The sequence below is a fragment of the Paraburkholderia tagetis genome (genome assembly GCF_022213065.1).
GTDB classification, from domain to species: Bacteria; Pseudomonadota; Gammaproteobacteria; order Burkholderiales; family Burkholderiaceae; genus Paraburkholderia; species Paraburkholderia tagetis.
On record NZ_JAKLJA010000070.1, the window covers coordinates 1 to 26,829 of the forward strand.

The window sequence follows — 26,829 nt, forward strand, 5'->3', positions numbered from 1 at the left end:
CAGCACTTGGCTGGCATGAAGGACTCGAAGGTAATCGTGGCGATCAACAAGGACGAAGAAGCGCCGATCTTCAGCGTCGCCGATTACGGCCTCGTGGGCGATCTATTCACGGTCGTGCCCGAACTCGAACGTCTATCGAATACGGCGGGCTAATTGCCAGCGGTGGCCCGGCGTGGCGGCAAGCCGGGCCACCACGCTGGCGAGGCGCACGGTGGACATGACCGTGCAATCCGTATTGCGTAGCCGAATAAATACTAAGGATTTTTAAAAACAGGCACGCAGCCAGTGCGGTGAAGGCACGCTTCGCCGCACCGGCCACACGCGTTTCCGCAATATAGTGAAACGACGAAATTGCCCGGACAAACACGGGCAAACACGGGCAAGGTGCGTGGTGGGACGATAACCGGGTGTTGCCGGGCTCTGGCGTCGGCAGGTCCGCTATTCTTCGGACCTTGCCTCAATCAATGCAACCTGTGCGGTCCAGCCATCCGGCTATGCGAATTGAATGAAACGGGCGATTGCCGCGATCTCAATATACGCTGGTGGATGTGCCCAAACTATTGATTAAAAAGAAGAGTTCGCTATTGGCGAAAGATTTGAAAATAATTTTCAATCCACCCTAAATAATTCGCTAATCGTGCCGTTAGAATACGGACGAGAACTCTGCCCCGATCATTTGCGGGCCGAGCAAAATAAACATTTGCCGTCCAGGTCGCGAGACGGCAAGCAATGACCACCCCACCGTCTATTTTTATTCTTTATGTCCGGCTTATCGTGGACCTTGCCCGTTGCGCGATGGTCATTCTGGTTTTCCGCTCAGGAATGCGTGCCTGAAGTCCCGTTCGTCGATCCCATGATGCGCCGCCGGTTGAGTTCGCTTTCGCGCATGGCCCTGAAAGTGGCGGACGACTGCGCCGGTACACAGAAAAGAACCCGGGTTGTTTTTGCATCGAGGCACGGCGAGCTGCGCCGCACGACGGACATCCTGCGCGATATCGAGGCGGGCAAGCCCGTTTCGCCGAATGCATTCAGTCTTTCCGTGCTCAACGCGATGTCCGGGCTCTTCGGGATCCTGCGGCAGGATCGCTCGGCGGCAACGGCCGTTTCGGCTGGCGCGCAAACGCTTGGCTATGCATTGCTCGAAGCCCATGCGCAGTACGCGGACGAACCCGGCAGCCCGGTGCTGGTGGTCTATGCCGACGAGCCCGCCGATGCGCGCTACGGCGCGCTCGAACAGGAAGTCGAGCGCGGCGCCTTCGCGTTGCTGCTCGACCCGGACGAAGCGCCGCAAGGCCAGCTCGCGTGCTCCGTCACGCGGGATGCGAGCGCGAGCACGCGCGAGTTCGCAACGCAGAGCGAGGCGCTGCGGCACTGCCTGACCGAAGGCGAGCGTGCGGCATGGCGGAGCAGCGGCGGCACGTGGCAATGGAGCTGGCATGCTTGCGCGGCTTGATTATGGCTGGCGGCTTTTCGCCACCGCGCTCAGCTTCACCGTGTTCGGCATTTGCGGGTTGTTCTTCTCGCTAGTCGTGTTTCCGCTCGTGTTCGTCTGGCCGCATCGCGCTTCGCGGCAGCGCGCGGTCACGACCGTCATTCACGGGTTCTTTCGGGCTCTGGTGGCCGCCTTGCAACGCATGGGCGTCATGGAGCTGGACGTCGCCGGCATGGACGCGCTGCGCTCGGGCACGCCCGCCATCGTGGTCGCGAACCATCCCACCTACCTCGACGTGGTGGTGCTGCTCTCGCTCACGCCCTCCGCCTGCTGCGTCGTGAAGAACGCGCATTGGAGCAATCCGTGCCTCTGGGGGATCGTGCGCGCGGCCGAGTACGTGAGCAATGCCGATCCCGAGGGCTTCGTGAAGGACTGCGTGCGCCGGCTCGCGGACGGATACAGCATGATCATTTTCCCCGAAGGCTCGCGCAGTCCGGCGCCGAACCGGCTGCATGCGTTCTCTCGCGGCTTCGCACACACGGCGCTGGAGGCCGGCGTGCCGGTCCTGCCCGTGCTCATGCATTGCGATCCGCCCGCCTTCACGAAGCAGATGCGCTGGTATCACGTGCCCGAGCGGCCATTCCGCATCACTGTCAATGCGTTGGCGCCCATCGGCGTGGAGCGGCTGGCGCCGCGCGAGATGCCTCCGGCGCTAGCCGCACGCAACGTCACACGTGCCATCGAGGCACACATCACTCAGTACCTGTTCGATTATGGATTCTTTAAAACTGGAAATTAAGCGGCTGCTGATCGACGCGCTCGATCTCGAACACCTGACGCCGGCCGATATCGACGACGACGCACCGCTGTTCGACACCGACGGCGTGGGACTCGATTCGATCGACGCGCTGGAGATCGGCATCGTGCTGCGCCAGCATTATCAATTGACGATTTCCGCGGACGACGAAAGCGTGCGCGGCTATTTTCGTTCGATCAGCACGCTCGCGACTTTCGTCGCAAACAACCGTAACGATAGCAACGGCAACAACAGCAACAACGACAGCAAGACGCTGGAAACCACTGCAGGCAAGGGGGAGTGAATCATGAGCGACGCCGAAATTCTTGCGCGCATCCGCGAGATCTTTAAAGAGAACTTCGACATCGACCCATCGCGCGTCACGCCGGAGGCGCACCTGTTCGCCGAGCTCGATCTGGATAGCATCGACGCCGTCGATCTGGCGATCAAGCTTCAGGAAATGACGGGTCGCCGCATCAAGCCGGAAGAGTTCAAGTCGGTGCGCACGGTTGGCGACGTGATCGCCGCGGTCCAGTCCTTGCTCGCGACTCAGGCTTGAGGCGGTTCGTGACGGTCCGCCCACGGCTTGGTGGCAAGCTGCGCTTCTTCGCGAATCTCGCCTACCCGGTGGTGATCCTGTGCGCGTGGCGCTGGGATTCGCCGCGCTTTGTCGGCCTGCTGCTGCTCGCGCTGCTCCTGTTGCAGCGCGTGGCCGGCACGGGCGCACTCGCGGCGTCGCTGCGCAAGCTCACGCCGGTGGACTGGGCCGTGGCCGTCACGCTCAATGTCGCCTCCGTGGCGATCGTGCTGACCAACAGCGAATTAATCATGCGGTTGTATCCTTCGCTCGTGAATCTCGGGCTGCTCGTCGCATTCGGCGCGACGCTCATAAAAGGACCTTCGATGGTCGAGAAGTTCGCGCGCCGGCATTACGCCGAACCTCCCGCGCACGTGGTGCGCTATACCCGTCGCGTCACGCAGCTCTGGTGTGTCTTTTTCGCAGTGAACGCGATGTTCTCCGCATGGACGGCGCTGGAGTGGTCGACCAGGCACTGGTCGCTCTACAACGGCGCCATTGTGTACGGCATTATCGGCACGCTGCTGGTGGGCGAGTTCGTCTGGCGCAAATGGATCATGCTGCCGCGCGCCGCGCGACAGGAGGCGTTGTGATCGCGTTGCACGAACTGCTGGCGCCGTGCCGCGAGACGCGGGGCGCGGTCCGCATCGACGGCGCGAACGTGACGGGCTTCGATACGTTTCGCGCGCACGCGCTTGGCATTGCCGCGCGTTTGCGCCGGCAGCCGGGCCGGCGTTTCGCGCTATGGAGCGAAGATCCTTATGTGTTCGCGTGCGCTTTGTTCGGAGTGCTAGCGGCGGGCAAGGTGCCCGTGATTCCGGCGAACCCGACACCGGGCTATCTCGCGGAATTGAGCGATGCGTATGACGCCGTGCTCGATGACCGCGATCTCGCCGGATGGTGCGCCAATACCGCTTGTCCGTCGCCGGGCGAAACCGTCGCCGTGATCGACGCGACCGCCTCGCTCACGCTCTTCACGTCGGGCAGCAGCGGCACGCCGAAGGCCGTTCACAAGACGCTCGCGCAGTTCGATGCCGAAGTGCGCACGCTCGAAGCCGCATGGGGCGCATTGCTGGGCGATGCGACCGTGCTCGCGAGCGTGCCGCATCACCACATCTACGGGCTGCTATTCCGCGTGTTCTGGCCGCTGGCCGCTGGGCGGGTATTCGATCGCGCGACTTGCGCCGATCCCGCGCAGTTGCGCGCGCGCATCGCGCAGTGCGGCGCGACGGTCGTTGTCTCGACCCCCGCGCAGCTTTCCCGCTGGCCCGATCTGCCGGGCTTCGAGGCGCTGCGTCCCGAACCGCGCGCGTTCTTTTCGTCGGGCGGGCCGCTGCCGCCCGACACCGCGAAGCGCTACGCCGACACGTTCGGCGCCGCGCCGCTGGAAATCTACGGCAGCACGGAGACCGGCGGTATCGCCTGGCGCAGGCAAAGCGAAGCCGATGCATGGACGCCGATGCCGGGCATCGCCGTGCGTGCAGGCGCGGCGCACGAGGGCGGCGCGCTCGAAGTGCGCTCGCCGCATCTCGGCCACGACGGCTGGCATCGCACCGACGACAAAGCGGCTTTCGACGCGCACGGGCGCTTTCGCCTGCAAGGGCGTCTCGATCGCGTGGTCAAGCTCGACGGCAAGCGCGTGTCGCTCGGCGAGATGGAGAGCCGGTTGCTGCTGCATGCGGGCGTGGCCGAAGTGAGGACCGTGCTGCTCGAAGGCGGCTCGCGCCAGCGCATCGGCGCGCTCGTCGTGCTTTCCGAAGCGGGCCATGAAACGCTGCGCCGCGATGGCCGTGTGCTGCTTCTCAAGGCTTTGCGCCGTCACCTCGCCGCCTGGTTCGACACGGTCGTCCTGCCGCGCCACTGGCGCATTCACCGCGCGCTGCCGGTCGATGCGCGCGGCAAGGTTCAGGCGCAGGCGGTGGCGGGCGCATTCGCCGCGCGCGAAGAAGGTTTCGAATTGCTCGCGGAGTGGGACGAGGCAGACGGGCGCGCATTCGAATTGCGCGTGCCGCATACGCTCGTGCATTTTGCGGGGCACTTTCCGGGCTTGCCGATTTTGCCCGGCGTCGTGCAGGTGGACTGGACAATGCGGTTCGCGCGCGAGTGGGTGCCGGGCGTGCGCGCGCTCGCCTCGGTCGAGCAGTTGAAGTTCATCGCGCCGGTGCCGCCGGGCGCGCTGCTCACGCTCAGTCTCACGCACGACGCCTCGCGCCGGCGTGTCGCGTTTGTCTGGCGTCTTGGCGAGCGCATGTGCGCCTCTGGCGCGATCGTGTACCGGGAGGCCGCATGAGTCTCGCCACCTGTATCGTCATTCCGATCTACAACCACAAGGATGCGATTGGCGGGACCGTGGCGAATCTGCTCGTCCACGGCCTGCCGCTCATCGTCGTGGACGATGGCAGCGACGCGGCCACCCAGCAGGTACTGGCGGACCTGGCGCGCTGTCACGCCGGCAAGCTCACGCTGCTGCGCCTGCCCGTGAACGGCGGCAAGGGCGCGGCGGTGATGGCGGGGCTGCGCGCGGCGCGTGACGCGGGCTACACGCACGCGTTGCAGATCGACGCCGACGGCCAGCACGATGCCGCGGACGTTCCGTGCTTTCTCGCCGCCGCGCAGGCGAAACCGCACGCGGTTATCGTCGGCCAGCCCGTGTACGACGAAAGCGTGCCGAAGTCCCGCCTCTACGGGCGCTATCTGACTCACGTCTGGGTCTGGATCGAGACGCTCTCGTTTACGATTCGCGATTCGATGTGCGGATTCCGGCTCTATCCGCTCGATCTCGCATGCGCGCTGATCGATAGCGTGAAGCTGCCCGGGCGCATGGACTTCGATATCGAGATCCTCGTGCGCCTGTACTGGCGGCGCGCCGAGTTCGTTTCGATTCCGACCGCCGTGCGGTACGCGACCGACGGCGTCTCGCACTTCGACGTGCTGTGGGACAACGTTCGCATCAGCCGCAGCCATACGCGGCTCGTCGCCGGCATGCTCATGCGTCTGCCGCTGCTGCTCGCGCACAAGCTGCTGCCCCGGCGTGCGGGCGCGGGCAGCGGCTCCCCCTGGTGGCGTACCGCCGAACGCGGCAGCCGCCTCGGCATGAGCCTGCTGGCCCTGAGTTGCCGCCTCTTCGGCCGGCGCTTCACGGAGCTCTGGCTGCACCCCATCGTCGCGTATTTCCTGGTGACGGGCCGTCCCGCCCGCGAAGCCTCGCGGCGCTACTTCGACCGGCTGCGCGAGTGCTCGCCGCAACGGGACACGCCGCGTCCGGGCTGGCTCACGGCTTACCGGCACATGCTCGCGTTCGCGCAATCCGGCTTCGACAAGCTGGCCGCCTGGTCCGGCCGGCTCGACATGGCCGAAGTACGGATCGACGACACGCGCGCGCTCGATGCGTTGATTGAGAGCGGACGCGGCGCGCTCGTGCTCGGCTCCCATCTCGGCAACCTCGAGATGGCGCGCGCGCTGGCCGTGCGCGGCGCGCAAACGAAGGTGACGGCCGTCGTCTACCGCGAGCACGCGAAGCGCTTTAACAGCGTGCTGGCTTCCGCGCATCACGATTTCGCCCAGCATCTCGTGCAGGTGAACGACTTCGGCCCGGAGACGGCGCTGATGATGCAGCAGCGAATCGAGCGCGGCGAGTTGCTCGTCATTGTCGGCGACCGCACGCCCGCACACGAAACGGGCCGCACGACCGAGGCCCGGTTCCTCGGCGAGACCGCCACGTTTGCTCAGGGGCCCTATGTATTGGCGCATGCGCTTGCGTGCCCGGTCTATCTGCTGTTCTGCCTGAAAGAGGGCAGTGGCTACCGGCTCTACTTCGAGTCGTTTGCCGAGCGCATCGATCTGCCGAGGCGTGGGCGCGCCGAGCATATCGCAGCGTGGGCGCAGCGCTTTGCCGCGCGCCTCGAACACTATTGCCGCAAGGCGCCTTACCAATGGTTCAACTTTTACGACTTCTGGGCGCGCCCCAGCGGGAAAGCAGGGAAATCGAATGGCCGAACATGACCTGAAGGATGTTGAAGTCAGCGCGGATGCCGTGGTGATCGGCGGCCGCCATCTGACGATCGAGGACGTGGTGGCGGTGGCGCGTCACGGCGCCCCCGTGCGGCTGAGCGATGCCCCGGCCTGGCGCGAGCGCATCGCGCGCGGCGCCGAGTTCCTGCGTCGCCACCTGGCGGCGGGCGCGACCGTGTACGGCGTCAATACGGGTTATGGCGATGCCTGCGTCGTCGACGTGCCGATGGCGCTCGTCGAGGCCTTGCCGTTGCAGCTCACGCGCTATCACGGCTGCGGCATGGGCGAGTATCTGGACGACGTGTCGGCGCTCGCCGTGATCGCCGCGCGCCTGAATTCGCTGGCCTATGGGCTCTCGGGCGTGCGCCCGGTGCTGCTCGAACGTCTCGCCGACCTCATCAATCACCGCGTGCTGCCGCGGATTCCCGCCGAGGGCTCGGTGGGCGCGAGCGGCGACCTCACGCCGCTTTCGTATGTGGCGGCGGCGCTGGCGGGCGAGCGCGAAGTGCAGTTTCGCGGCGCGAGCTGCGAGGCGCGCGAGGCGTGGCTTGCGCTCGACCGGGAGCCGCTGACGCTCGCGCCGAAAGAAGGGCTCGCGCTGATGAACGGCACGGCGGTCATGACCGGCCTCGCGTGTCTCGCGTTCGCGCGCGCGCAGCAGCTCGCGCGGCTCGCGGCGCGGCTCACCGCGCTGGCGACGGTGGCGCTCGACGGGCGCGCCGTGCATTTCGACCCGCTCATCTTCGAAGCCAAGCCGCACGCCGGCCAGGGCGATGCGGCGGGCTGGATTCGCGCCGATCTCGCCGGGCGCCCGGACACGCCGGGCCACCGGCTTCAGGACCGCTATTCGATCCGCTGCGCGCCGCATGTGATTGGCGTGCTGTGCGATGCGCTCACGTGGATGCGGCGCGACATCGAAAACGAACTGAACAGCGCCAACGACAATCCGCTGATCGACCCCGATGGCGAGCGCGTGCTGCACGGCGGCAACTTTTACGGCGGCCATATCGCGTTCGCGATGGACGGCCTGAAGGCAGCCGTTGCGAATCTCGCCGATCTGATGGACCGGCAGCTTGCGCTGCTCGTCGACGACAAATTCAACAACGGCCTGCCGCGCAACCTGACCGGCGCGAGCGCCGCGCGCGCGCCGATCAATCATGGCTTCAAGGCCGTGCAGATCTCGTCGTCGGCGTGGACGGCGGAGGCGCTCAAGCACACGATGCCCGCGAGCGTGTTCTCGCGCTCCACGGAAGCGCATAACCAGGACAAGGTGAGCATGGGGACGATCGCGGCGCGCGACTGCTTGCGCGTGCTGCAACTGACCGAGCAGGTCGCGGCGGCGCATACGCTCGCCACGGTGCAGGCCGCGCGCCTGCGCCTGCGCGGCAACGCCGCGACGGTGATTCCCGAGCCGCTCCACGGCTTCATGGAGGCGGTGGCCGCTTCGTCGCCGTTCGTCGACGAGGACCGCGCGCTCGAACATGAATTGCGCGCGATGACGCAACGGATCGCCGCGGGCGACTTTATCGGGAGCCCGCGCGCAAACCCACGCGGAAACCCGCACGGAGGCCAGCCATGAGCGAGGCGAGCAAGGTTGCGGCGGTGCTGCGGGCGAGCGCGCGCGTGGAGGTGCCGTTCCATGACGTGGACGCGATGAACGTCTGCTGGCACGGCCACTATCTGAAGTACTTCGAAGCCGGCCGCGCGGCGCTGCTGCGCAATTTCGACTACGACTATCGCGAGATGCAGGCGTCGGGCTATGTGTGGCCCGTGGTCGAGGCGCATCTGAAGTATGTGCGCCCCGCCGTCTATGGGCAGCAACTGGAAGTGTGCGCGGAACTGCTCGAATACGACATTCGCCTGAAAATCGGCTACGAAATCTTCGATGTGGAGTCGCGCACGCGGCTGACCAAGGGCTACACGATCCAGGTTGCGGTGGATGCGGCTACGCAGGAGTTGCAATTCGCCTCGCCGCCCATCGTGCTCGAAAAGCTGGAGCGCGCATGGGCACGCTGAAACATTGCGCGGCAGCGGCGGCGCTGATCGTGCTGCAGGCGGGCGGGATGCCGGCGTGGGCCGCCACGGTGGCTCCAGCGACCACGGCAACCACGGCGGCTTCGGCTGCCACGGCCGCTTCGGCCGCTCCGGGCGCGAGCGATGCCGCACTCGTCTCGCGCATCGCGGCGGGTCTCGCGCGCGTGAAGGGCGTGCGTGCGCGCTTCACGCAGACGCAGACGCTTGCCGCGATGAAGGCGCCGCTCGTCAGCACGGGCGCGCTGTTTTTTTTCCGTGAGCGCGGGGTGATCTGGCAGATCGAGACGCCATACCGGAAAACGTGGGTCATGAGCGACAGCGGGGTTGTCGTGCTCGATGCGGCGGGCCAGCGCGTTTCGAATAGCGGGGCGCAGGGCTCGCGCGGTGCCGCCGGGATCGCGAAGATGATGCGCACGATGCTGGGCGGCGACCTGAGCGCGCTGTACTCGCAGTTCGATGTCGAGGCGCACGGCACGCCATCGCAATGGCGCATGCACCTCGTGCCGCGCCAGCCGCAGATCGCACAGGCGCTGCGCTCGATCGAGATGGAGGGCGGCGGCGACTTCCTGCAACGCTTGCGCATCACGCTCGCCAACGGCGACGTCACGCAGTACGACTTTAGCGGCAGCGCGGCGGTGAGCACGCTGACGCCCGCCGACCAGAAGCTCTTCGGAACGCCGTAGTGAATTCGACCGAACTTCGCACCGCAACGCCGTCATGGCGGCAGTGGACCCTGCGCGCCGCCTGGCTGCTGCTCGCCGTGGTGGCGGGGCTGTACTGCGCCTGGCGCTTTACGGGGCCCTCGCCGTTGCAGACGAACCTGCTTGCGCTGTTGCCGGCAACCGAGGCCGACCCCGTGGCCGAGGAGGCCGTGGACAAGCTCGCGGGCGCGCTCGGCAACCGCGCGGTCCTGCTGGTGTCGAGCGACGACGCGGCGCACGCAAAGGCGGCCGCGCTGCAACTGGGCGCGGCGTTGAGCGCGAGCCATGCGTTCGCCTCGGTGACGGCGCGCGTGCCGCCGTTCGACGTGGGCCGCATCACGCGTTTCTATGAGCCGTATCGTTTTGGCCTGCTGACGGCTACGGATCGCGCGCTTGTCGCCAGTGGCGGCGCCGAGACGCTGCGCAACACGCTTGCCGAACGCCTTTACGGACTGCCGAGCGCGGGTCTTGCGACTCCGCTCGCCGACGATCCCTTCGGCTGGCTTCAGCACTGGCTCGCGGGGCTGCCGCTCGCGGCAGCGAATCTGACCATCGAGGATGGCTTGCTCGTCTCGCACCGTGGCAATACCACGAGTGTGCTCGTGATCGGCACGCTGCCGGGATCGGCCTACGAGGCCGACGTTCAGCGCGGCGTGCTGCTTGCCATCGCGCACGGCGAGACGGCCCTCAAGGCCGCGTGGCCCGATGTCACCCTCGCGCGCACGGGCGCCGTGTTCTATGCCGAGTCCGCGCGCCGCGCGGCGGAGCGCGATGTTCACGTCATCGGCATTGTGACGACGGTGGGCATCGCGCTGCTCATGCTCTGGATCTTCCGCTCGCCGCGGCTGCTGTTGCTGGGCTTCGTCTCGACCGCGCTCGGCATTTTGTGCGCGCTCGCGGCCACGATGCTCATTTTTGGCCAGCTGCATTTGCTCACGCTCGTGTTCGGCGCGAGCCTGATTGGCGAGGCGGTCGACTATTCGATTCAGTATTTCGTCGTGTATCTGGGCGCGCGGCAAGGCTGGGATGCGCGACGCGGCTCGCGCGAGGTGCTGCCCGCGCTGACGGTGGCGCTCAGCACGAGCCTGCTCGGCTACGCCATTGTGATGTTCGCGCCGTTTCCGGCGCTCAGGCAGATCGCCTGTTTCGCCATCGTCGGCATCTTCGTTGCGTTCGCATCGGTCGTCGGACTACTGCCGAGCCTCATGACGCAGCCCGCGCGCCGGAGTCCCCGCACGCTGTTTGCCATGGCCGCTTTATTGCTGGCGAGATGGCACGCGCTGATCGGCGGCCGGCGCGCTTGGGTCGTCGCGCTCGTGCTGGTGGCGATTGCCGTGCCGGGCTGGCTCCAGTTGCGCGGCGACGACGACATTCATCTGCTGATCCAGCGCGACCCGGCGCTCGCGGCGCAGGAGCGCGTGGTGAGCAGCGCGGTGGGGATGGACAACAGCGCGCAGTTCTTCGTCGTGCGCGGCGCGACGCCGGAGCTCGTGCTCGAACGCACGGAAGCGCTGGGCGCGCGGCTCGAGGCGCTCACGGGCGCGTCCGCGCCAAGCGGCTGGCAGTCGGTGACGCAGTTCGTGCCGTCCGCGCGGCAACAGCGTGCCGACCGCGCGTTGCTGGGCGCACACGTGTTCGACGATCCGGCTGCGTTGCGTGCGCTGCTGGCTGCAACGGGCTTTCGCGACGAGGTCGCGCAAGCCTGGGTGAATGGCTGGGCGCAGTCGGACGCACAGTCGGGCGCGCAGCCGGGAGCACAGTCGGGAGCACAGCCGGGAGCACAGCCGGGAGCACAGCCGGGCGATTCAGTGCTGCGCGTGGAGGACTGGCTGGCCGAGCCCTGGTCGCAGCCGTTCCGTCATTTGTGGCTTGGGCGCTCCGTGAGCACGCCCGATGCATTCGCGGCAGTGGTGATTCCGCAGGGCGTATCGGCCGCGAATCAACCGGCGCTCATTGCCACCGCACAGGCGCTGCCCGGCGTGAGCTTCGTCGACAAAGCGGCGAGCGTGTCGCGGTTTTTCGGCGTCTATCGCCACGACGGCGCGATCTGGCTGGCCGGCGCGCTGACGCTGGTGCTGGCGCTGCTGACGGTCCGCTACGGCTGGCGCGGGGCCATCGCGGTCGCGATGCCGGTCTGGCTTGCCGTCGGCGTGACGCTGGCCGTTTTCGGGTACGCGCAGATGCGCATCAATCTCTTCAACATGCTCGCACTGATGCTCGTGCTGGGCGTAGGCGCGAACTACGCGGTCTTTCTGCGCGAAGGCGCAATGCGCGCCCACGCCGATACCGGCGCGGTATGGACCGGTGTGCTGCTTTCCGCTGCCACCACCTTGCTCTCGTTCGGCATGCTGGGCATGAGCTCGATGCCCGCACTCAAGAGCTTCGGCGCGACCTTGTCGCTCGGCATCATGGTGTCCGTCATGCTCGCGCCGATCGGCATCCCCTCGATTGAACGGAGAAAGGCGTAATGGCGCTCCCTGTCTATCTGCACGCGCTCGGCATGGTCAATGCGCTCGGCGACGACGTGGCGTCGATCGTCGATGCACTCGCGCGCGCCGAGGCGCCCGGCATGGGGCCGATCTCGACGCGCACCGGCGTTGCCTTTGCCGGGAGCGTGAAGGCCGCGCTCGACGTGGCGCCGCCCGCGCCGCTCGCACTTTACGACTGCCGCAACAACCGGCTGCTGCTCGCCGCGCTGGCGCAAATCCGGCCAGCCATCGAGGCGGCGCGCGAGCGATATGGCGCGGGACGGATTGGCGTGGTGCTGGGCACGAGCACGTCGGGCATCGGCGCCGTGGAGACGACCTTCGCGCAACCGGTGCATGCGGGGCAGTGCGCCACGCAACACCACACGCACGACGCGCACGACGCGCCGGCCGCCTCGCCCTTCGACTACCGCCAGATGGAAATCGGCACGCTCGCGCCGTTCGCGGCTGCCGCGCTCGATCTGGGCGGTCCGGCGTTCACGATTTCCACGGCCTGCACGTCGAGCGCCAAGGCGTTCGTGTCCGCGCGCCGACTGCTGCGCGCGAACCTGTGCGATGCCGTGATCGTGGGCGGCGTCGATTCGTTATGCGAACTGACGCTGCAAGGCTTCGCCTCGCTCGATTCGACGAGCGCCGTGCGGGCCAATCCGATGAGCGTTCATCGACGCGGCATCAACATCGGCGAAGGCGCTGCGGTGTTCCTGATGAGCCGCGAGGAAGGGCCGGTCATGCTGGCGGGCGCGGGCGAATCGAGCGACGCCCACCATATCTCGGCGCCCGACCCGCAGGGCACGGGCGGCGAACTCGCGTTGCGCGCGGCGCTCGCGGATGCAGACGTGGGCGCGGCGGCGATCGGCTACGTGAATCTGCATGCCACCGCGACGATCAAGAACGACGAGATGGAAGCCCACCTCATGGCGCGAGTCTTTCCCGACGGCGTGGCCGCGAGCGGAACGAAGCCGCTGACGGGCCATACGCTCGGCGCGGCCGGCGCGAGCGAACTCGGACTCGCGTGGCTCACGCTGGCCCACGCCGATGTCGCGCTGCCGCGCCATCTGTGGGATGGGCAAGCCGATCCGGCACTGCCGGCGCTCGATCTCGTCGAAGACCTGAGGCATCTGCCGCGCGGCACGGCGCGCCAGTATGTGATGAGCAATTCGTTCGCGTTCGGCGGCAGCAACGTTTCACTGATACTCGCCCGGTAATCGAGGCAATGAACCCTTCCATTCCCCCATTCGTTCCGCCATCGACGGCCGAGACCACGCAGGGCGTTGCGTTCGCGCCGATGTGTCCTTCGATGTGTTCTTCGACGTTTCCCCCGATCGAAGCGATCATTCCGCACCGCGGCACGATGCTGCTGCTCGACGCAGTCACCGCATGCAGCGACGAGTCGCTCACGGCTCTCGCCAGCGTGCGCGCCGATGCGTGGTACGCAGACACACAGGGCGCCATGCCGGCGTGGATCGGCATCGAGTTGATGGCGCAGGCGATCGCGGCCCATGTGGGCTTGCTGTCGATGCGCAACGGCAAACCGGCGCGCCCAGGCGTGCTGCTCGGCACGCGCCGCTATGAAGTGATGCGCGACGCGTTCGCGTGCGGCGCGCCGCTGCGCGTGACGGTCAATGAAGTGCTGCGCAGCGAGGAAGGCCACGGCGCCTACGGCTGCACGATCGATCAGGACGGCGCGCGATGCGCCGAGGCGACGGTGAAGGTGTATCAGCCGCGCGATTTTCAGACTTTTATCGAGGAGAATTTCAGACCATGAGCCGGCGTGTTCTCGTCACCGGCGCGAGCCGCGGCATTGGCCGCGCGATCGCGTATCAGCTGGCCGCGGACGGCTTTGCCGTCAGCGTGCATTGCCGCACCGGCATCAACGAAGCGCAGGCCGTCATGGCAGGCATCGTCGCGCAGGGCGGCACGGCCAGCGTGTTGCAGTTCGACGTGCGCGAGCGCGCCGCGTGCCGCGCGGCACTCGAAGCGGACCTGGCCGCGCACGGCCCGTACTACGGCATCGTCTGTTGCGCGGGCGTGACCCGCGACGCGGCGTTCCCGGCATTGACCGACGAAGACTGGGACATCGTGCTCGAAACGGGCCTCGACGCGTTCTACAACGTGGTGCATCCGCTGATCATGCCGATGGTGCGCGCGCGCAAGGGCGGCCGGATCGTGACGGTGGCCTCGGTGTCGGGCGTGACGGGCAATCGCGGCCAGGTGAACTACAGCGCCGCCAAGGCCGGGCTGATCGGCGCGACAAAGGCGCTGGCGGTGGAACTGGCCACGCGCAATATCACGGTCAACAGCGTGGCGCCCGGGCTCGTGGACACGGGCATGCTCGACGACGTGCCGCTCGAGCACGCGCTCAAGGCCGTGCCGATGAACCGCGTGGGGCAGCCCGCCGAAGTGGCGGCCGTGGTCGGCTTCCTGATGTCGGATGCGGCATCGTATGTCACGCGCCAGGTCATCGGCGTCAACGGCGGGATGGTCTGATGAAGCGCGTCGTCATTACCGGCATGGGCGGCGCGACCGCGCTCGGCGATCAGTGGGACCGGATTGAAGCGGCGCTCAAGCGCGGGGTCAACGCGGTGCGGCGCGTGAACGAGTGGAATCACTTCGACTCGCTGCATACGCGTCTTGCGTGCCCGATCCCGCCGCTCGCCACACCCGATCATTATCCGCGCAAGAAGACCCGCTCGATGGGTCCCGTATCGCTTTACGCGGTGCGTGCGAGCGAACTCGCGCTGGCGGACGCGGGCCTGCTGGACGACCCGTCGATCAAGGATGGCCGCATGGGCGTGGCGTATGGCTCCTCGTCCGGATCGGTCGAGCCCATTCGCGCGTTCGGCAAGATGCTCGACACGGGCTCGATGAGCGACGTGACGTCCAACAGCTACGTCCAGATGATGCCGCACACGACGGCCGTGAACGTGAGCCTCTTCTGGGACCTGAAAGGGCGCATCGTGCCGACCTCATGCGCCTGTGCCTCGGGCAGCCAGGCGATCGGCTACGCCTACGAGATGATCGCGCACGGCAAGCAGACGCTGATGCTGGCGGGCGGCGCTGAAGAACTCTCGGGGCCGGCGGTTGCCGTGTTCGATCTGCTCTATGCCACGAGCACGCGCAACGACGAGCCGCAGCTCACGCCGCGCCCGTTCGACGTCGCGCGCGACGGGCTGGTCGTGGGCGAGGGCGCGGCGACGCTCGTGCTCGAAGAGTACGAGCATGCCGTTGCACGCGGCGCGCGCATTCATGCGGAAGTGGTGGGCTTCGGATGCAACTCGGATGGCGCCCATATCACGCAGCCCACCGCGGCGACCATGGCGGTTGCCATGCGCCAGGCGCTGAACGATGCGGGGCTGGCCCCGGAGGCGATTGCCTATGTGAATGCGCACGGCACCTCGACCGATCGCGGCGACGTGGCCGAAAGCCTCGCCACGGCCGAGGTGTTTGGCGCGCGAATGCCCATTAGCTCGCTGAAGAGCTATATCGGCCATACGCTGGGCGCGTGCGGCGCGATCGAGGCGTGGTGGACCATCGAGATGATGAAGCGCAACTGGTATGCGCCCACGCTCAATCTGGGTGAAGTCGACCCGGCCTGCGCGCCGCTCGACTACATCATGGGCGAGCGGCGCATGATCGACGCCGAACATGTGATGAGCAACAACTTCGCTTTTGGCGGCGTGAACACTTCGCTGATCTTCTCGCGCATCCGATGAGCATGCTGACATCGTCGGGAGTGCATGGCTTGCAGCGCGTCGTCGTGACGGGCATGGGGATCGTCTCGTGCCTGGGCAATACGCTCGACGGCGTCAGCGCCCGTCTGCGCGAGGGACGTGGCGGCATTACGCGTGTCGAGGCCTGGCGCGAGCGCGGTTTCGCGAGCCAGGTGGCGGCCGTTGCGTCGGTGGAGGGCGAAACCCCGTTCGGGCGCAAGGCGGAACGCTTCATGGGCGACACGGCGCGCTTCGCTTGCCATGCCGCGCAAAGCGCCATTGCCGATGCCTCGCTGGACGCAGACACGTTGCGCACGCATCGAGTTGGCGCAGTGGTGGGATCGGGTGTCGGCACCATGTCGGCCTACGACGCGGCCATGGCCTGCGCGAATGCGCGCGGCGTGGACCGCGTGCCGCCCTATACCGTGCCGCAGGCGATGGGCAGCACGGCATCGGCGAATCTCGCGCATGTGTTCGGCATGGAAGGGGTCACGTATTCGCCATCGTCGGCCTGCACGACGTCCGCACTCGCGATCGGCCAGGCGATGCAGCTGATCCAGACGGGGCGGCAGGACATCGTGCTCGCGGGCGGCAGCGAAGCCTTGCACGACAACATGACGTTGATGTTCGACGCGATGGGCGCGTTGTCGCGCAACTTCAACGCGACGCCGGAGCAGGCGTCGCGTCCGTATGACGTGCGCCGTGACGGCTTCGTGATTGGCTCGGGCGCGGGTGTCCTCGTGCTCGAGTCGCTCGCGCATGCACAGGCGCGCCACGCGCGCATCCACGCGGAGCTGGCCGGTTTCGGTCATTGCACCGATGGCGTGCAGATGGTCGCGCCGCGCGCGGGCGGCATCGCACGCGCGATGCGCGCGGCGCTCGACGAAGCCGGCTGCCGCCCGGACTACATCAATACTCACGCGCCTTCGACGCCCACGGGCGATAGCGAGGAATTGCTCGCGCTGCGCGCGGTGTTCGGCGACGAGGTGCCCGCGTTTTCTTCGACGAAGGCGCTGAGCGGCCATCCGCTCGGCGCATGCGGCGCACACGAAGCGATTTACACCTTGCTGATGATGCGTGACGGCTATATGGCGGGCGCCGTGGGCATCGAAGCGCTCGACGCGCTTGCCGCCGGCATGCCGCTCGTGCGCGAAACGCGCGATGCGCGGATCGAGACGGCGATGTCGGTTTCATTCGGGTTTGGCGGTAGTTGCGCCGGCCTGGTGTTTCGTGCCTGGAATGAGCGGTGATGTTCCCGGCGTCCCTGAAATCAATGAGGATTCCCATGAAAAGAGTGAGTCTCACGCTGAGTGCGGCCGCCATCGTTGCCATGACGCTGGCGGGTTGCGCAACGCATGTCAAGTCGCTTCCGCTCCAGTCGGCCACGTCCCTGAATACGGCGAATGCGGCGGAAAATTCGGGCGCGGGATCGAGTGTCGCGATTTACTTCGGCGCGCAACCGCACGCGCCGCTCACGCGCGATATTGGCGCCGCGTCGCACTCCGTGCGCATCGCGCGTTCGAGCGACGGCCCCGAAGCGTCGTGCGACAAGGCGCTCGCCGCCGCGCTCGACAAGCTGCGCGCGGACGCCCGGCAAAAAGGCGCGAACGCCGTCATCAACGTGACGACACGCTTTCACACCACCGAAACGGATTCGACCACCACGTACACCTGCGGCGTGAGTCCCAGTGCGGCGGCTATCGCCGTCAAGGGCGAACTGGTGGTCCTGCAGGGCCATTGAGCTAACGGAGAAAAAACGATGAAAAAACTATGGATGCTTACCTCGCTGTGTGCGGTTCTCGCAACCTCGCACGCGTATGCGCGCGATACGGTCAACACCTACCCCGTCGATGAGGCGCTCAAGAGCGAGCCCGGCAAGGTGAGCGACGACATCGGGCTGTATTTCGCCGGTCAGCAGCATCCGGCCGTGCAGAAGACGATGGGCGAGTTCGCGACGAACAAGAAGACGAACGCATTCGGCAAGAGCGATTTGCAGGCATGCCAGCACGTGTTCCTGTCTGCCGTGATCGAATTGCAGGAACGCGCGCGCAAGGAAGGCGGCAACGCGGTCATCAACATCAAGAGCAACTACAAGAACCAGTTGAACTCGAGCGCCACGGAGTTCACGTGCGGCGCGGGCGCGGTGGTCGCCGGTGTTGCACTGGTTGGCGACGTCGTGACGCTGAAGACGGCGAAGAAGTAACCGTCTGCCGGCGGCCTGAGCGACCTCCGGCATCGCACTGGCGTAACAGGTGACGCGAGCGGCGGCTCAAAACGCCCGGGTCGCTTGCGTCGCTCACTTCGCTCAGGCCGCTTTCACAGCCGCCACGTTGACCAGCGTTTCGCGCCGCTTGCCGGCTTTCGGATGATGCAGGCCGAGCCGCTCGAAAAGACCAAAGTCGGTGGCGCGGCTCCACCACAGATAGGGGAGCGAAACATTGCGATCCGTGAAGTGGAAGCCGGCGTCGCGGATCATGGCGAGGTAGCCGTCGGCGCTTTTTTGCACCTGCATCGGATGGCGGAACAGCAGGCGGATCACCCAGGAGCGAATGTAAGCCTCGGTGGATTCGGCGAACAGCAGCACGCCGCCCGGCTTGAGCACGCGATGGAACTCCGCGAGCGCGCGCTCCTGCTCGACCAGGTGATGGAAAGTCTGGTGGCAGAACACGATGTCGGCGCTGGCCGTCGGCAGAGGCAGGCTGGCGCAGTCGCCATGCAGCAACTCGAATTCCGGTTGCGCGCGCAACTGCCCAGCGCACGCGCGCACGGCTTGAGCCGCCATATCGAGCGAAGGTTTGTGATAGTCGATGCCGACGATGCGGCCCGGACGGAAGGCCTCGGCAAGCAGGCGGAACGACTTGCCCTGGCCGCAGCCGACATCGACGATCGTGGGCGCGTCCGGCAAGCGCCGATCGATCAGGCGCGCGAGGTCGTTGATCGCCACGCGCAGCACGTGGTGCTCCCACGTGTGGGTGCGCAGAAACCAGATGCCGAAGGCCGTCTCCGGCACGAAGGGCACGTAATTTGATTCGGAAGCCGACATATTTTTTACCCCGATGCATCGCGGACGACAACGGGCATTGTAATGGCAAGGCCGGCACGAGAGGCGCCGGAGTCGCGCACTCATGCGGCGTGCGTATTTGAGCGTATTGGACGTACAGGAACAAGGACGAATGGAACATAGCCCTGAAGCAGCAGTGAAGACCCTCTCACCCCGACACGAAGCCGTCGACGTGGCGATCATTGGCGCTGGCCCCGCCGGCGCAGTGGCCGCCGCGCTATTGCGCAAGGCTGGACGGTCGGCGCTCGTGCTGGAACGGCAGCATTTTCCGCGCTTTTCGATTGGCGAGAGCCTCTTGCCACAAAGCATGACCTACCTCGAAGAAGCGGGCATGTTGCAGGCCGTGGTGGAGGCGGGCTTTCAGTACAAGAACGGCGCGCATTTCGTGTGGCGCGACCAGGTGTCGTCGTTCGACTTCCGCGACAAGCATTCCGTGGGCTGGGGCACGACGTATCAGGTGGAGCGGGCGAAATTCGACGAGGTGCTGATCGGCTGCGCCGCGGAGCAAGGCGCCGAGGTGCGCTTCGGTCATACGGTGCTGGCCATGAGCACGGGCGACGCGCCGGTGCTCGAGGTCGCCGACGAAAGCGGAGCGCGCTATGCGGTGCACGCGCGTTTCGTGCTCGACGCGAGCGGCTTTGGCCGGGTGCTGCCGCGACTGCTGGAACTGGAGGCCGCCACCCGTCAGCCGACGCGTGCCGCGATGTTCAGCCATGTGCGCGACGGGCTGCCGCTCGACGCCTTCGATCGCAACAAAATCTGCGTGGCGACGCACCCCGAGCATCGCGACGTATGGTTCTGGATGATTCCGCTCGCGGGCGGGCGCTCCTCGGTGGGGTGCGTTGCGCAGGCCGCCTTCCTCGACGTCCCGGAGGCCGGGCGTGAGGCGCGGCTGCGCACGCTGATTCGCGAAGAGCCGACGCTGCACCGTCTGATCGGCGACGCACCGTTCCTGATGCCGGTGAGACAGATCAGCGGTTATGCGGCCAATGTCGAACGCTTGCACGGACCAGGCTACGCGCTGCTCGGCAACGCGGGCGAGTTTCTCGACCCGGTCTTTTCGTCGGGCGTCACGATCGCGCTGCGATCGGCGCATCTGGCCGTCAAGGTGCTGGAGCGCATGCTCGGCGGCGAGACGGTGGACTGGCAGGCCGAATACGACGTGCCGCTGCGCAAGGGCATTGATACGTTCCGTGCTTTCGTCGAACGCTGGTACACGGGCGAGTTGCAAGACATCATTTACTACCCGAACCAGACACCCAAGATCCGTCGCATGATTAGCGCGGTGCTGGCCGGCTACGCATGGGACGAAAGCAATCCGTATGTGGCGGACCCGGTGCGCAGGCTCGATGTGCTGCATCAGGCGTGCAAGGGGTAACGGGGTCACGCTGCGTGTTGTGACAATTCCATCCGCTTGCGCTGCAAGAACCGGCGCACCGCCGGATCGCTCTCCAGACCGATCGCAAGATCGTATGCGTCGAGCGCCTCAGCCGTTGCACCCGCGCGCGCCAGCAGATCGGCCCGCGCGGCCCAGTACGGCTGGTAGTCGGCCAGCCTCGGATCGTCCGCATACGGTCCGAGCGCGTCGAGCGCCGCCTGTGGGCCGTCCCGTTCCGCGAGCGCCAGCGCGCGGTTTACCGCGACCACGGGCGACCCCGCGATCGCAAGCAGCGCATCGTAGAGTTGCACGACTTCGTCCCAGTTCGGGCGATGCGTCTGGCAGCGGTGCACGTGCGCGGATTGCAGCGCGGCTTCGAGCTGAAAGCGCCCGATTGCGTTGAATGCGCTCGCATGCCGAAGCAGTGCGTTGGCTGCCTCGATCATCGGCGCGTTCCATGTCGCCGGATCCTGCGCCGAGAGCGGCACGTATTCTCCGGCCCTATCTCGTCGCGCGTCGCGCCGCGATTGCGCGAAGAGCATCAGCGCGAGCATGCCCAGCGCTTCCGGCTCATCGGGCAGCAACTCGACGAGCAGTTGTGCAAGGAACAGCGCCTCGTCGGCGAGATCGCGGCGCCCGGTATCGGCGCCGAGCGGGTCGGTCCACCCTTGCGCATACGTGGCGTAGACGGCTTCCAGCACCGCCGCGAGCCGGCCGGGCAACTCCTCGCGTTCGGGTACGTTGAACGGAATGCCAGCCTCGCGGATCTTGTGTTTCGCTCGCACGAGGCGCTTGGTCATCGCGGCGGGCGACATCAGGAACGCGGACGCAATCGTTTTCGCTTCGAGTCCCAGCACCACTTGCAGCATCAGCGGCGTGCGAATCGCGGCATCGAGCGCAGGGTGCGTACACGCGAACAGCAGCGCAAGCCGCCGGTCGGGCAACGCCCCGGCTTCACGCTCGTCGATTTCGTCGCCGAGGATCGCGAGCTGGTTCGACACTTCGTCGCCGACACGGCGATGCCGTGCGCCGTCGATCGCGCGGCGCCGCGCAACCGTCATCAGCCACGCCTCGGGATTCGCGGGGCAACCGTGCTCCGGCCATTGCGCGAGCGCGGCGGCAAACGCTTCGGCCAGCGCGTCCTCGGCTGCGGCGACGTCGCGCGTGCGCATCGCCAGCAGCGCGACGAGCTTGCCGTAACTGCGCCGAGCGACCGCCTCGGCAATCGAATGCGCGGCGGCGTTGGCATCGCGACCGCCGCAGGCCGGACTCATGCAGCAGACGGCGTATCGTAGGGCGCGCTCCAGACCGGCCGCACTTCCATGATGCCGTGGGCCGCGCCGGGACAACGCGACGCCCACGCTATCGCCGCGTCCAGATCGGGCACGTCGATCAGGTAGTAGCCGGCGAGCTGCTCCTTCGAATCGGAATACGGGCCGTCAAGCACTTGCGGCTTGCTGTCGACGAGCCGCACCGTGGTGGCCGTATTCGTGTGCTGCAGCCGGTTGGCGCCCACCAGCACCTCGGCCTTTTTCAACGCTTCGGTGTACGCGTGATACGCGGCAACGCCTTGCTGGCGCTCGCTGTCGGTCATCTGGCTCCAGCCGGATTCTTTCGAATAGATCATCAACAGGTATTGCATGTGAGCCTCCGTCATGGGGTTGAGGCGGGCAAGTGATATCGGGCCGCCATGACAATGACGCGCTGGCCGGCTGCTAACGGACAGATGGCGCTAAAAAATTCGGACGAATCTCCAGATCATTCCAGGAGGATAGGTGATGGCTTTGTAAAACCCAAATGCACCGTACCGCCGTCCGACCAACAGACCCCCAGACAGACCAATAGGCATGGGCTATGACGGGCAGAGCTAATCGGTAGTTGTCGTGCGTCGCGATCCCACGTGTAATGCGTCCTCCAGTAGCACGTATGAGCACGCATGAGCACGCATGAAATGGCGGAGGAGACGAAAGTGACGATCGTGGTGATCAACAAGGATGAAGAAGCGCGGGTCTCGCAGAGCCCTTCGCTTGAAAATGCGGCGCGAACGGCATTTTCGCCACAGTCATACCTGTTCGTGCCGGGCAGCCGCCCGGAGCGCTTCGAACGAGCGCTTTCCAGTGGCGCGGACGCAGTCATCGTCGATCTCGAAGATGCCGTCGAGCCCGAGGCGAAGGACGCCGCCCGCGCGGCCATCGCCAATTGGGTATCGCGCCGCCATCCGGTGCTCGTGCGCATCAACGCGCGCGGCACACCGTGGTTCGAGCAGGACGCGAAGCTCGGCGCGCTCGAAGGCGTCGCGGGCATCGTGCTGCCGAAGGCCGAATGCGCCGAGGACGTCACGTCGGCCATCGCGCTCGCGCGCCGGCGCGTGCCTGTCTATCCGCTAATCGAGAGCGCGCAGGGCATGTGGAACGCAATGGCTATCGCGAAGGCGCCGTTTGTGAAGCGGTTGATGTTCGGCACGCTCGACTTCATCGCCGAAATGGGCATGCCCGACGACGGCGAGCCGCTCAATCACTATCGCAGCCAGCTTGCGCTTATTTCGCGCGTAGCCGGCATCGACGCGCCCGTCGACGGCGTCACGCCCGATATTCACGATCTCGCGCGCATCGAACGCGATGCACTGAATGGCAAGCGCCTGGGCTTTGGCGCGAAGCTTTGCATTCATCCGAAGCAGATCGAGCCGGTGCACCGCTGCTACCGCCCGAGCGAGCAGGAGCTTGCATGGGCGGCGCGCGTGGCCGAAGCGGCAAGCAAGGCCGGCGCGGGCGCGATTACCGTCGACGGCAAGATGGTCGATCGTCCTGTTATGTTGCGCGCGCAACAAATCATTGCGCTGGCTGCGGCGATCCAGCAACAAGCTGAAAAAACCGAGGTGCCGGCCGCATGACCCCCGCAAGTCTTTTGGAGCAATACGGCCCACGCGAGTCGATGGAATACGACGTGGTGATCGTGGGCGGCGGCCCTGCGGGCCTCGCTGCGGCGATCCGCCTGAAGCAGCTGGCGCAGGAAAAAGGCGTCGAGATCGGCGTGTGCGTGCTGGAGAAAGGCTCGGAAATCGGGGCGCATATTCTCTCGGGCGCGGTCATGGATCCGCGCGCCATCGGCGAACTGATTCCCGACTGGAAGGAGCAAGGCGCGCCGCTGAACGTGCCCGTTACCGAAGATCAATTTCTTTTCCTTTCGGAAAACGGCGCGAAGACGGTGCCCAACTGGGCGCTGCCGGATAACTTCAAGAACCACGGCAACTATGTGATCAGCCTCGCGAACGTCACGCGCTGGCTGGGTCAGCAGGCCGAGGCGCTGGGCGTGGAAATCTTCCCGGGTTTTCCGGCCGCTGAAGTGCTTTATAACGACGATGGCTCGGTCAAGGGCGTGGCTACGGGCAACATGGGCGTCGGCAAGGATGGCGAGCCCACCGAGAATTTCCAGCTCGGCATGGAGTTGCACGCGAAGTACACGCTGTTCTGCGAAGGCTGCCGCGGGCATCTGGGCCGGCAACTGAACGAGAAGTTCAAGCTCGGCAAGGACGCGGATCCGCAGGTGTACGGCATCGGCATCAAGGAACTGTGGGAGATCGATCCGGCCAAGCATAAGCCGGGCCTCGTGATTCACACGGCGGGCTGGCCGCTCGAAAAAGATACCTACGGTGGTTCGTTCCTCTATCACACTGAAAACAATCAGGTGATGGTGGGCTTTGTCGTCGGCCTCGCGTACACGAATCCGTATCTCTCGCCGTTCGAAGAATTCCAGCGCTACAAGACGCATCCGGCGATCCGCAAATATCTCGAAGGCGGCAAGCGCGTTTCCTATGGCGCGCGCGCGATGACGGCAGGCGGGCTGATGTCGCTGCCCAAGCTCGTGTTCCCGGGCGGCGCTTTGGTGGGCGACGATGCGGGCTTCCTGAACGCCGCGCGCATCAAGGGCAGTCACGCGGCGATCAAGACCGGCATGCTCGCGGCGGACGCGGCGTTCGAAGCGGTGCAGGCAGGTCGCCAGAACGACGAACTTGCCGCCTATCCGGAAGCCTTCAAGCAATCGTGGCTGCACACGGAACTCTACAAGGCGCGCAACTTCAAGCAATGGATGAGCAAAGGCCTGTATCTGGGCACGCTGATGGTGGGTGTCGAGCAGAAGCTCTTGGGCGGCAACGTGCCGTGGACGCTGCATCACCAGCATCGCGATCACGAGATGCTCAAGCCTGCATCGCAGTGCAAGCCCATCGAGTATCCGAAGCCCGATGGCAAGCTCACGTTCGATCGTCTCTCTTCCGTGTTCATTTCTAATACGAATCACGAAGAGAACCAGCCCGCGCATCTGACGCTGAAGGATGCAAGCGTGCCGGTCGGCATCAACCTAAAAACTTACGCGGGTCCTGAATCGCGTTTTTGTCCGGCTGGCGTCTACGAATTCATGAAGGACGATTCAAACGAAGACCGCCTGCAAATCAACGCGCAGAACTGCGTGCACTGTAAAACCTGCGACATCAAGGACCCGACGCAGAACATCGTGTGGGTCACGCCGGAAGGCGGCGGCGGGCCGAACTATCCGAACATGTAGGTTTGGAAGCGCGGGCCTTCGATGCTCACGATTCGCGTGCCGTGTCTGCGTGCCATGTCGAGCCGTTCCGCCGACGCGGCGCCCACGCCCTGCGCCTCGGCTCTGGGAAAGCGCGTGTTAAGGGGTGCGCCCGACAGGGCGGTTCGCTTCACGGCTGGCGCAGATTCACCAGCGCCTGCGCCACGCGATCGATGACACCGCTCCAGTTGCCGGGCGTGGTCTGACGAAACAGGCGCGCGCCCGGATACCACGGCGAGTCGTTCCGCTCGCGCAGCCAGCGCCAGCAGCCGTCGTGACGCGAGAGTATCCACACGGGTTTGTTCAGCGCCCCCGCCAGGTGCGCCACCGATGTGTCCACGCTAATGACCAGATCGAGACATTCGATGATGGCGGCCGTGTCGGCGAAGTCGCGCACATCGGCCATGAGGTCGAAGGGACGCAGATTCGGCGGCAAATCTTCGATTTGAGGCTGCGACGCGGCCCCTTTCTGCAGACTCACGAATTTCACCGCAGTGGTTTGCGCGAGACGGAGCAAGGGCAGGAACGTGCGCGCGGGCAGCGAGCGGCGCCTGTCGATCGCATTCAAGCCGCGATCGTAGGCGCGTGGATCGCCGGCCCAGACGAGGCCGATCTTGAAGCCGTCTGCGGGCAATCGCGCCCGCCACGCGCGCGTCAAATCGGCGGGCACGCGCAAGTAGGGGGTGTGTGCCGGGATTGTGTCGAGGGTCGTGCCCAGATGCATCGGCAGACTGAGCATCAGGCACCAGTAGTCGTGGCCGGCAATCGAGGTCTTGCCGTCGAGCGGATAGATTGCGTCCACGCCTTCGAGGCTTTCGAAAAGCCGTTTGAGCGCGGGCGGGCAGGCGAAGCTGAGTCTCGTTACGCCGCGCGCCTTCAGCAAAGGCAGATAACGGCAGAATTGCAGCAAGTCGCCGTAACCCTGCTCCGGCCAGACGAGCAGCGACTTGCCCTCCAGCGGCTCGCCGCGCCATTTCGGATATGGCACGGGCGGCCACGGCCTGTCAGCGGCGTTTGCGGTCTCGTCATTGCGTGCCTCGTAGAGGCGCCAGCCTTCCTCGAAGGCGCCGAGCTTGAGCAGGAGCATCGCCAGGTTGCCTTGCGCGGTCGTGTAATCGGGCCGCAGCGTGAGCGCCTGCCGATAGGCGGCAATGGCCTCGTTGCTGCGCCCTTGCCGATTCAGCGCGTTGCCGAGATTGTTGTGCATTTCCGGCGCGGTTGCGTCGATTGCCAGCGCGTGCCGGAACGCGACTTCCGCGTCCTGAGGCCTGCCGAGATCGAGCAGGACCAGACCGAGATTGTTGTGTGCGAGAGCGTAGTCGGGTTGAACGGCGAGAATCTGGCGATATTCGGCTTCGGCCTCGTCCAGGCGCTTCATTTGCCAAAGCAGCACCGCGAGATTGTTGCGGGCCGGCACGTAATCCGGCGCGATGGCCAGCGCACGCCGCAACGCGGCCTCCGCTTCCGGCTCACGCTGTTGCTCGCGCAATACGAGGCCGAGATTGCTCAGCGCCGGCGGCCAGTCCGGCTCGAACGACAGCGCCACTTCGAAGGTGTGCTCCGCTTGCGGCATTTGTCTGCGGCCATAGAACCAGCAGCCGAGACGATTGAGCGCCTCTGGCCGGTCGACGGGGCGATGGGGCGCCACCGCTTGCGCGTCTGACTTGTGATCGGGCGGGTTGGGCGGTGCGTGATGGATTTCGTGGAGGCACAGCGCGGCAAGCTCGATGGCCTGCCTGTGCGAGGGCGCGGACTGAAGCAACTGATCGAGGCGCGCCAGCGCCTCGTCGTAATGTCCCGATGAATAAAGCGACTGAGACGTCAGCCAGGATTCAGCAGTCCACATACCTTCACCTTTGTCTGTCAAGGAACCGCTTATGCTGCTCCGCTTTGCTCATGGCCTGAACAAGATAATTCCTAAAAGCAGATGGTCCTGGCCGAACGGCCAGGGCAATCGCATGAAGCTCAAAGGCCGAGGATCTTCTCGCGGTACGGATCACTGGCGCTGGCTTTGAGCCTTCGGTTTTTCAGCCCAGCTTTCGTGGTCGTATCTCGTTTGAGCAGA

The 26,829-nt window shown here is 65.9% G+C and carries 25 protein-coding genes; 21 read left to right on the forward strand and 4 right to left on the reverse strand.

Annotated elements, in window-relative coordinates:
* Positions 1-760: 760 nt before the first annotated feature.
* The 18 genes from L5014_RS36210 (at position 761) to L5014_RS36295 (ending at position 17,950) form a co-directional block, all read left to right on the forward strand.
* Entirely contained in the window at positions 761-1,453 is a 693-nt protein-coding gene (locus tag L5014_RS36210) for a beta-ketoacyl synthase chain length factor (protein ID WP_238468689.1), read from the forward strand.
* On the forward strand, positions 1,437-2,231 hold the full coding sequence (locus L5014_RS36215; protein ID WP_238468690.1) for a lysophospholipid acyltransferase family protein: 795 nt from the start codon (positions 1,437-1,439) through the stop codon (positions 2,229-2,231). The genes L5014_RS36210 and L5014_RS36215 overlap by 17 nt, the downstream gene beginning before the upstream one ends.
* Positions 2,206-2,532, forward strand: a complete 327-nt coding sequence (locus L5014_RS36220; RefSeq protein WP_238468691.1) for a phosphopantetheine-binding protein — start codon at positions 2,206-2,208, stop codon at positions 2,530-2,532. The genes L5014_RS36215 and L5014_RS36220 overlap by 26 nt, the downstream gene beginning before the upstream one ends.
* A 3-nt stretch (positions 2,533-2,535) precedes the next feature.
* Positions 2,536-2,787: an acyl carrier protein gene (locus L5014_RS36225; protein WP_238468692.1), complete on the forward strand. Its 252-nt coding sequence runs from the start codon at positions 2,536-2,538 to the stop codon at positions 2,785-2,787.
* Between the two features lie 8 nt (positions 2,788-2,795).
* Positions 2,796-3,398 (forward strand): COG4648 family protein, encoded by a 603-nt coding sequence (locus L5014_RS36230; protein WP_238468693.1) that lies wholly within the window; start codon positions 2,796-2,798, stop codon positions 3,396-3,398.
* Positions 3,395-5,095 carry an AMP-binding protein gene (locus tag L5014_RS36235; protein WP_238468694.1) on the forward strand — a complete coding sequence of 567 codons (1,701 nt, stop codon included), beginning with the start codon at positions 3,395-3,397 and terminating at the stop codon, positions 5,093-5,095. The genes L5014_RS36230 and L5014_RS36235 overlap by 4 nt, the downstream gene beginning before the upstream one ends.
* Positions 5,092-6,807 (forward strand): glycosyltransferase family 2 protein, encoded by a 1,716-nt coding sequence (locus tag L5014_RS36240; RefSeq protein ID WP_238468695.1) that lies wholly within the window; start codon positions 5,092-5,094, stop codon positions 6,805-6,807. Before L5014_RS36235 ends, L5014_RS36240 begins: the two co-directional genes overlap by 4 nt.
* Positions 6,794-8,395 (forward strand): HAL/PAL/TAL family ammonia-lyase, encoded by a 1,602-nt coding sequence (locus L5014_RS36245; protein WP_238468696.1) that lies wholly within the window; start codon positions 6,794-6,796, stop codon positions 8,393-8,395. Before L5014_RS36240 ends, L5014_RS36245 begins: the two co-directional genes overlap by 14 nt.
* Positions 8,392-8,832, forward strand: a complete 441-nt coding sequence (locus tag L5014_RS36250; protein WP_238468697.1) for an acyl-CoA thioesterase — start codon at positions 8,392-8,394, stop codon at positions 8,830-8,832. Before L5014_RS36245 ends, L5014_RS36250 begins: the two co-directional genes overlap by 4 nt.
* Positions 8,820-9,533 (forward strand): outer membrane lipoprotein carrier protein LolA, encoded by a 714-nt coding sequence (locus tag L5014_RS36255; protein WP_238468698.1) that lies wholly within the window; start codon positions 8,820-8,822, stop codon positions 9,531-9,533. Before L5014_RS36250 ends, L5014_RS36255 begins: the two co-directional genes overlap by 13 nt.
* Complete coding sequence (locus tag L5014_RS36260) at positions 9,533-12,019, forward strand: MMPL family transporter (protein ID WP_238468699.1); 2,487 nt, start codon at positions 9,533-9,535, stop codon at positions 12,017-12,019. The genes L5014_RS36255 and L5014_RS36260 overlap by 1 nt, the downstream gene beginning before the upstream one ends.
* Complete coding sequence (locus tag L5014_RS36265) at positions 12,019-13,242, forward strand: beta-ketoacyl-[acyl-carrier-protein] synthase family protein (protein WP_238468700.1); 1,224 nt, start codon at positions 12,019-12,021, stop codon at positions 13,240-13,242. The genes L5014_RS36260 and L5014_RS36265 overlap by 1 nt, the downstream gene beginning before the upstream one ends.
* Positions 13,243-13,322: 80 nt before the next feature.
* Positions 13,323-13,802: a hotdog family protein gene (locus L5014_RS36270; protein WP_238468713.1), complete on the forward strand. Its 480-nt coding sequence runs from the start codon at positions 13,323-13,325 to the stop codon at positions 13,800-13,802.
* Positions 13,799-14,524 (forward strand): 3-ketoacyl-ACP reductase FabG2, encoded by a 726-nt coding sequence (locus tag L5014_RS36275; protein WP_238468701.1) that lies wholly within the window; start codon positions 13,799-13,801, stop codon positions 14,522-14,524. The genes L5014_RS36270 and L5014_RS36275 overlap by 4 nt, the downstream gene beginning before the upstream one ends.
* Positions 14,524-15,750: a beta-ketoacyl-ACP synthase gene (locus tag L5014_RS36280; RefSeq protein ID WP_238468702.1), complete on the forward strand. Its 1,227-nt coding sequence runs from the start codon at positions 14,524-14,526 to the stop codon at positions 15,748-15,750. The genes L5014_RS36275 and L5014_RS36280 overlap by 1 nt, the downstream gene beginning before the upstream one ends.
* Entirely contained in the window at positions 15,747-16,997 is a 1,251-nt protein-coding gene (locus L5014_RS36285) for a beta-ketoacyl synthase N-terminal-like domain-containing protein (RefSeq protein WP_238468703.1), read from the forward strand. The genes L5014_RS36280 and L5014_RS36285 overlap by 4 nt, the downstream gene beginning before the upstream one ends.
* 35 nt (positions 16,998-17,032) lie before the next feature.
* On the forward strand, positions 17,033-17,488 hold the full coding sequence (locus L5014_RS36290) for a heavy metal-binding domain-containing protein (RefSeq protein ID WP_238468704.1): 456 nt from the start codon (positions 17,033-17,035) through the stop codon (positions 17,486-17,488).
* Between the two features lie 18 nt (positions 17,489-17,506).
* Positions 17,507-17,950, forward strand: coding sequence for an excinuclease ABC subunit A (locus tag L5014_RS36295; protein ID WP_238468705.1), 444 nt, complete (start codon positions 17,507-17,509; stop codon positions 17,948-17,950).
* A 102-nt stretch (positions 17,951-18,052) separates the two neighbouring features.
* Here the strand turns inward: L5014_RS36295 and L5014_RS36300 are convergent, their stop codons facing one another.
* Positions 18,053-18,790, reverse strand: coding sequence for a class I SAM-dependent methyltransferase (locus tag L5014_RS36300; protein ID WP_238468706.1), 738 nt, complete (start codon positions 18,788-18,790; stop codon positions 18,053-18,055).
* A 130-nt stretch (positions 18,791-18,920) separates the two neighbouring features.
* Between L5014_RS36300 and L5014_RS36305 the strand changes: the two genes are divergently transcribed.
* Positions 18,921-20,186, forward strand: coding sequence for an NAD(P)/FAD-dependent oxidoreductase (locus tag L5014_RS36305; protein WP_238468707.1), 1,266 nt, complete (start codon positions 18,921-18,923; stop codon positions 20,184-20,186).
* A 5-nt stretch (positions 20,187-20,191) separates the two neighbouring features.
* On the opposite strand, the gene L5014_RS36310 is transcribed toward L5014_RS36305, so the two are convergent.
* Both L5014_RS36310 and L5014_RS36315 read right to left on the reverse strand, forming a co-directional pair.
* Positions 20,192-21,460 (reverse strand): RNA polymerase sigma factor, encoded by a 1,269-nt coding sequence (locus L5014_RS36310; RefSeq protein ID WP_238468708.1) that lies wholly within the window; start codon positions 21,458-21,460, stop codon positions 20,192-20,194.
* Positions 21,457-21,828 (reverse strand): YciI family protein, encoded by a 372-nt coding sequence (locus L5014_RS36315; protein ID WP_238468709.1) that lies wholly within the window; start codon positions 21,826-21,828, stop codon positions 21,457-21,459. Before L5014_RS36315 ends, L5014_RS36310 begins: the two co-directional genes overlap by 4 nt.
* 294 nt (positions 21,829-22,122) lie before the next feature.
* On the opposite strand from L5014_RS36315, the gene L5014_RS36320 reads away from it, so the two are divergent.
* Positions 22,123-23,076: an HpcH/HpaI aldolase/citrate lyase family protein gene (locus L5014_RS36320; protein ID WP_238468710.1), complete on the forward strand. Its 954-nt coding sequence runs from the start codon at positions 22,123-22,125 to the stop codon at positions 23,074-23,076.
* Positions 23,073-24,746 carry an electron transfer flavoprotein-ubiquinone oxidoreductase gene (locus L5014_RS36325; RefSeq protein ID WP_238468711.1) on the forward strand — a complete coding sequence of 558 codons (1,674 nt, stop codon included), beginning with the start codon at positions 23,073-23,075 and terminating at the stop codon, positions 24,744-24,746. The genes L5014_RS36320 and L5014_RS36325 overlap by 4 nt, the downstream gene beginning before the upstream one ends.
* Before the next feature lie 148 nt (positions 24,747-24,894).
* Here the strand turns inward: L5014_RS36325 and L5014_RS36330 are convergent, their stop codons facing one another.
* A complete protein-coding gene (locus tag L5014_RS36330; protein ID WP_238468712.1) occupies positions 24,895-26,610 on the reverse strand; it encodes a tetratricopeptide repeat protein in 1,716 nt (571 codons plus the stop codon).
* Between the last annotated feature and the right edge of the window lie 219 nt (positions 26,611-26,829).

Bases quoted from the DNA above. Each gene is read 5' to 3' on its own strand.
- L5014_RS36285 (WP_238468703.1), top strand. From the start codon at position 15,747: ATGAGCATGCTGACATCGTCGGGAGTGCATGGCTTGCAGCGCGTCGTC.
- L5014_RS36210 (WP_238468689.1), top strand. From the start codon at position 761: ATGTCCGGCTTATCGTGGACCTTGCCCGTTGCGCGATGGTCATTCTGG.
- L5014_RS36315 (WP_238468709.1), bottom strand. From the start codon at position 21,828: ATGCAATACCTGTTGATGATCTATTCGAAAGAATCCGGCTGGAGCCAG.
- L5014_RS36225 (WP_238468692.1), top strand. From the start codon at position 2,536: ATGAGCGACGCCGAAATTCTTGCGCGCATCCGCGAGATCTTTAAAGAG.
- L5014_RS36330 (WP_238468712.1), bottom strand. From the start codon at position 26,610: ATGTGGACTGCTGAATCCTGGCTGACGTCTCAGTCGCTTTATTCATCG.
- L5014_RS36305 (WP_238468707.1), top strand. From the start codon at position 18,921: ATGGAACATAGCCCTGAAGCAGCAGTGAAGACCCTCTCACCCCGACAC.
- L5014_RS36310 (WP_238468708.1), bottom strand. From the start codon at position 21,460: ATGAGTCCGGCCTGCGGCGGTCGCGATGCCAACGCCGCCGCGCATTCG.
- L5014_RS36250 (WP_238468697.1), top strand. From the start codon at position 8,392: ATGAGCGAGGCGAGCAAGGTTGCGGCGGTGCTGCGGGCGAGCGCGCGC.
- L5014_RS36270 (WP_238468713.1), top strand. From the start codon at position 13,323: ATGTGTCCTTCGATGTGTTCTTCGACGTTTCCCCCGATCGAAGCGATC.
- L5014_RS36245 (WP_238468696.1), top strand. From the start codon at position 6,794: ATGGCCGAACATGACCTGAAGGATGTTGAAGTCAGCGCGGATGCCGTG.
- L5014_RS36255 (WP_238468698.1), top strand. From the start codon at position 8,820: ATGGGCACGCTGAAACATTGCGCGGCAGCGGCGGCGCTGATCGTGCTG.
- L5014_RS36265 (WP_238468700.1), top strand. From the start codon at position 12,019: ATGGCGCTCCCTGTCTATCTGCACGCGCTCGGCATGGTCAATGCGCTC.
- L5014_RS36275 (WP_238468701.1), top strand. From the start codon at position 13,799: ATGAGCCGGCGTGTTCTCGTCACCGGCGCGAGCCGCGGCATTGGCCGC.
- L5014_RS36320 (WP_238468710.1), top strand. From the start codon at position 22,123: ATGAGCACGCATGAAATGGCGGAGGAGACGAAAGTGACGATCGTGGTG.
- L5014_RS36295 (WP_238468705.1), top strand. From the start codon at position 17,507: ATGAAAAAACTATGGATGCTTACCTCGCTGTGTGCGGTTCTCGCAACC.
- L5014_RS36325 (WP_238468711.1), top strand. From the start codon at position 23,073: ATGACCCCCGCAAGTCTTTTGGAGCAATACGGCCCACGCGAGTCGATG.
- L5014_RS36240 (WP_238468695.1), top strand. From the start codon at position 5,092: ATGAGTCTCGCCACCTGTATCGTCATTCCGATCTACAACCACAAGGAT.
- L5014_RS36220 (WP_238468691.1), top strand. From the start codon at position 2,206: ATGGATTCTTTAAAACTGGAAATTAAGCGGCTGCTGATCGACGCGCTC.
- L5014_RS36215 (WP_238468690.1), top strand. From the start codon at position 1,437: ATGCTTGCGCGGCTTGATTATGGCTGGCGGCTTTTCGCCACCGCGCTC.
- L5014_RS36280 (WP_238468702.1), top strand. From the start codon at position 14,524: ATGAAGCGCGTCGTCATTACCGGCATGGGCGGCGCGACCGCGCTCGGC.
- L5014_RS36300 (WP_238468706.1), bottom strand. From the start codon at position 18,790: ATGTCGGCTTCCGAATCAAATTACGTGCCCTTCGTGCCGGAGACGGCC.
- L5014_RS36290 (WP_238468704.1), top strand. From the start codon at position 17,033: ATGAAAAGAGTGAGTCTCACGCTGAGTGCGGCCGCCATCGTTGCCATG.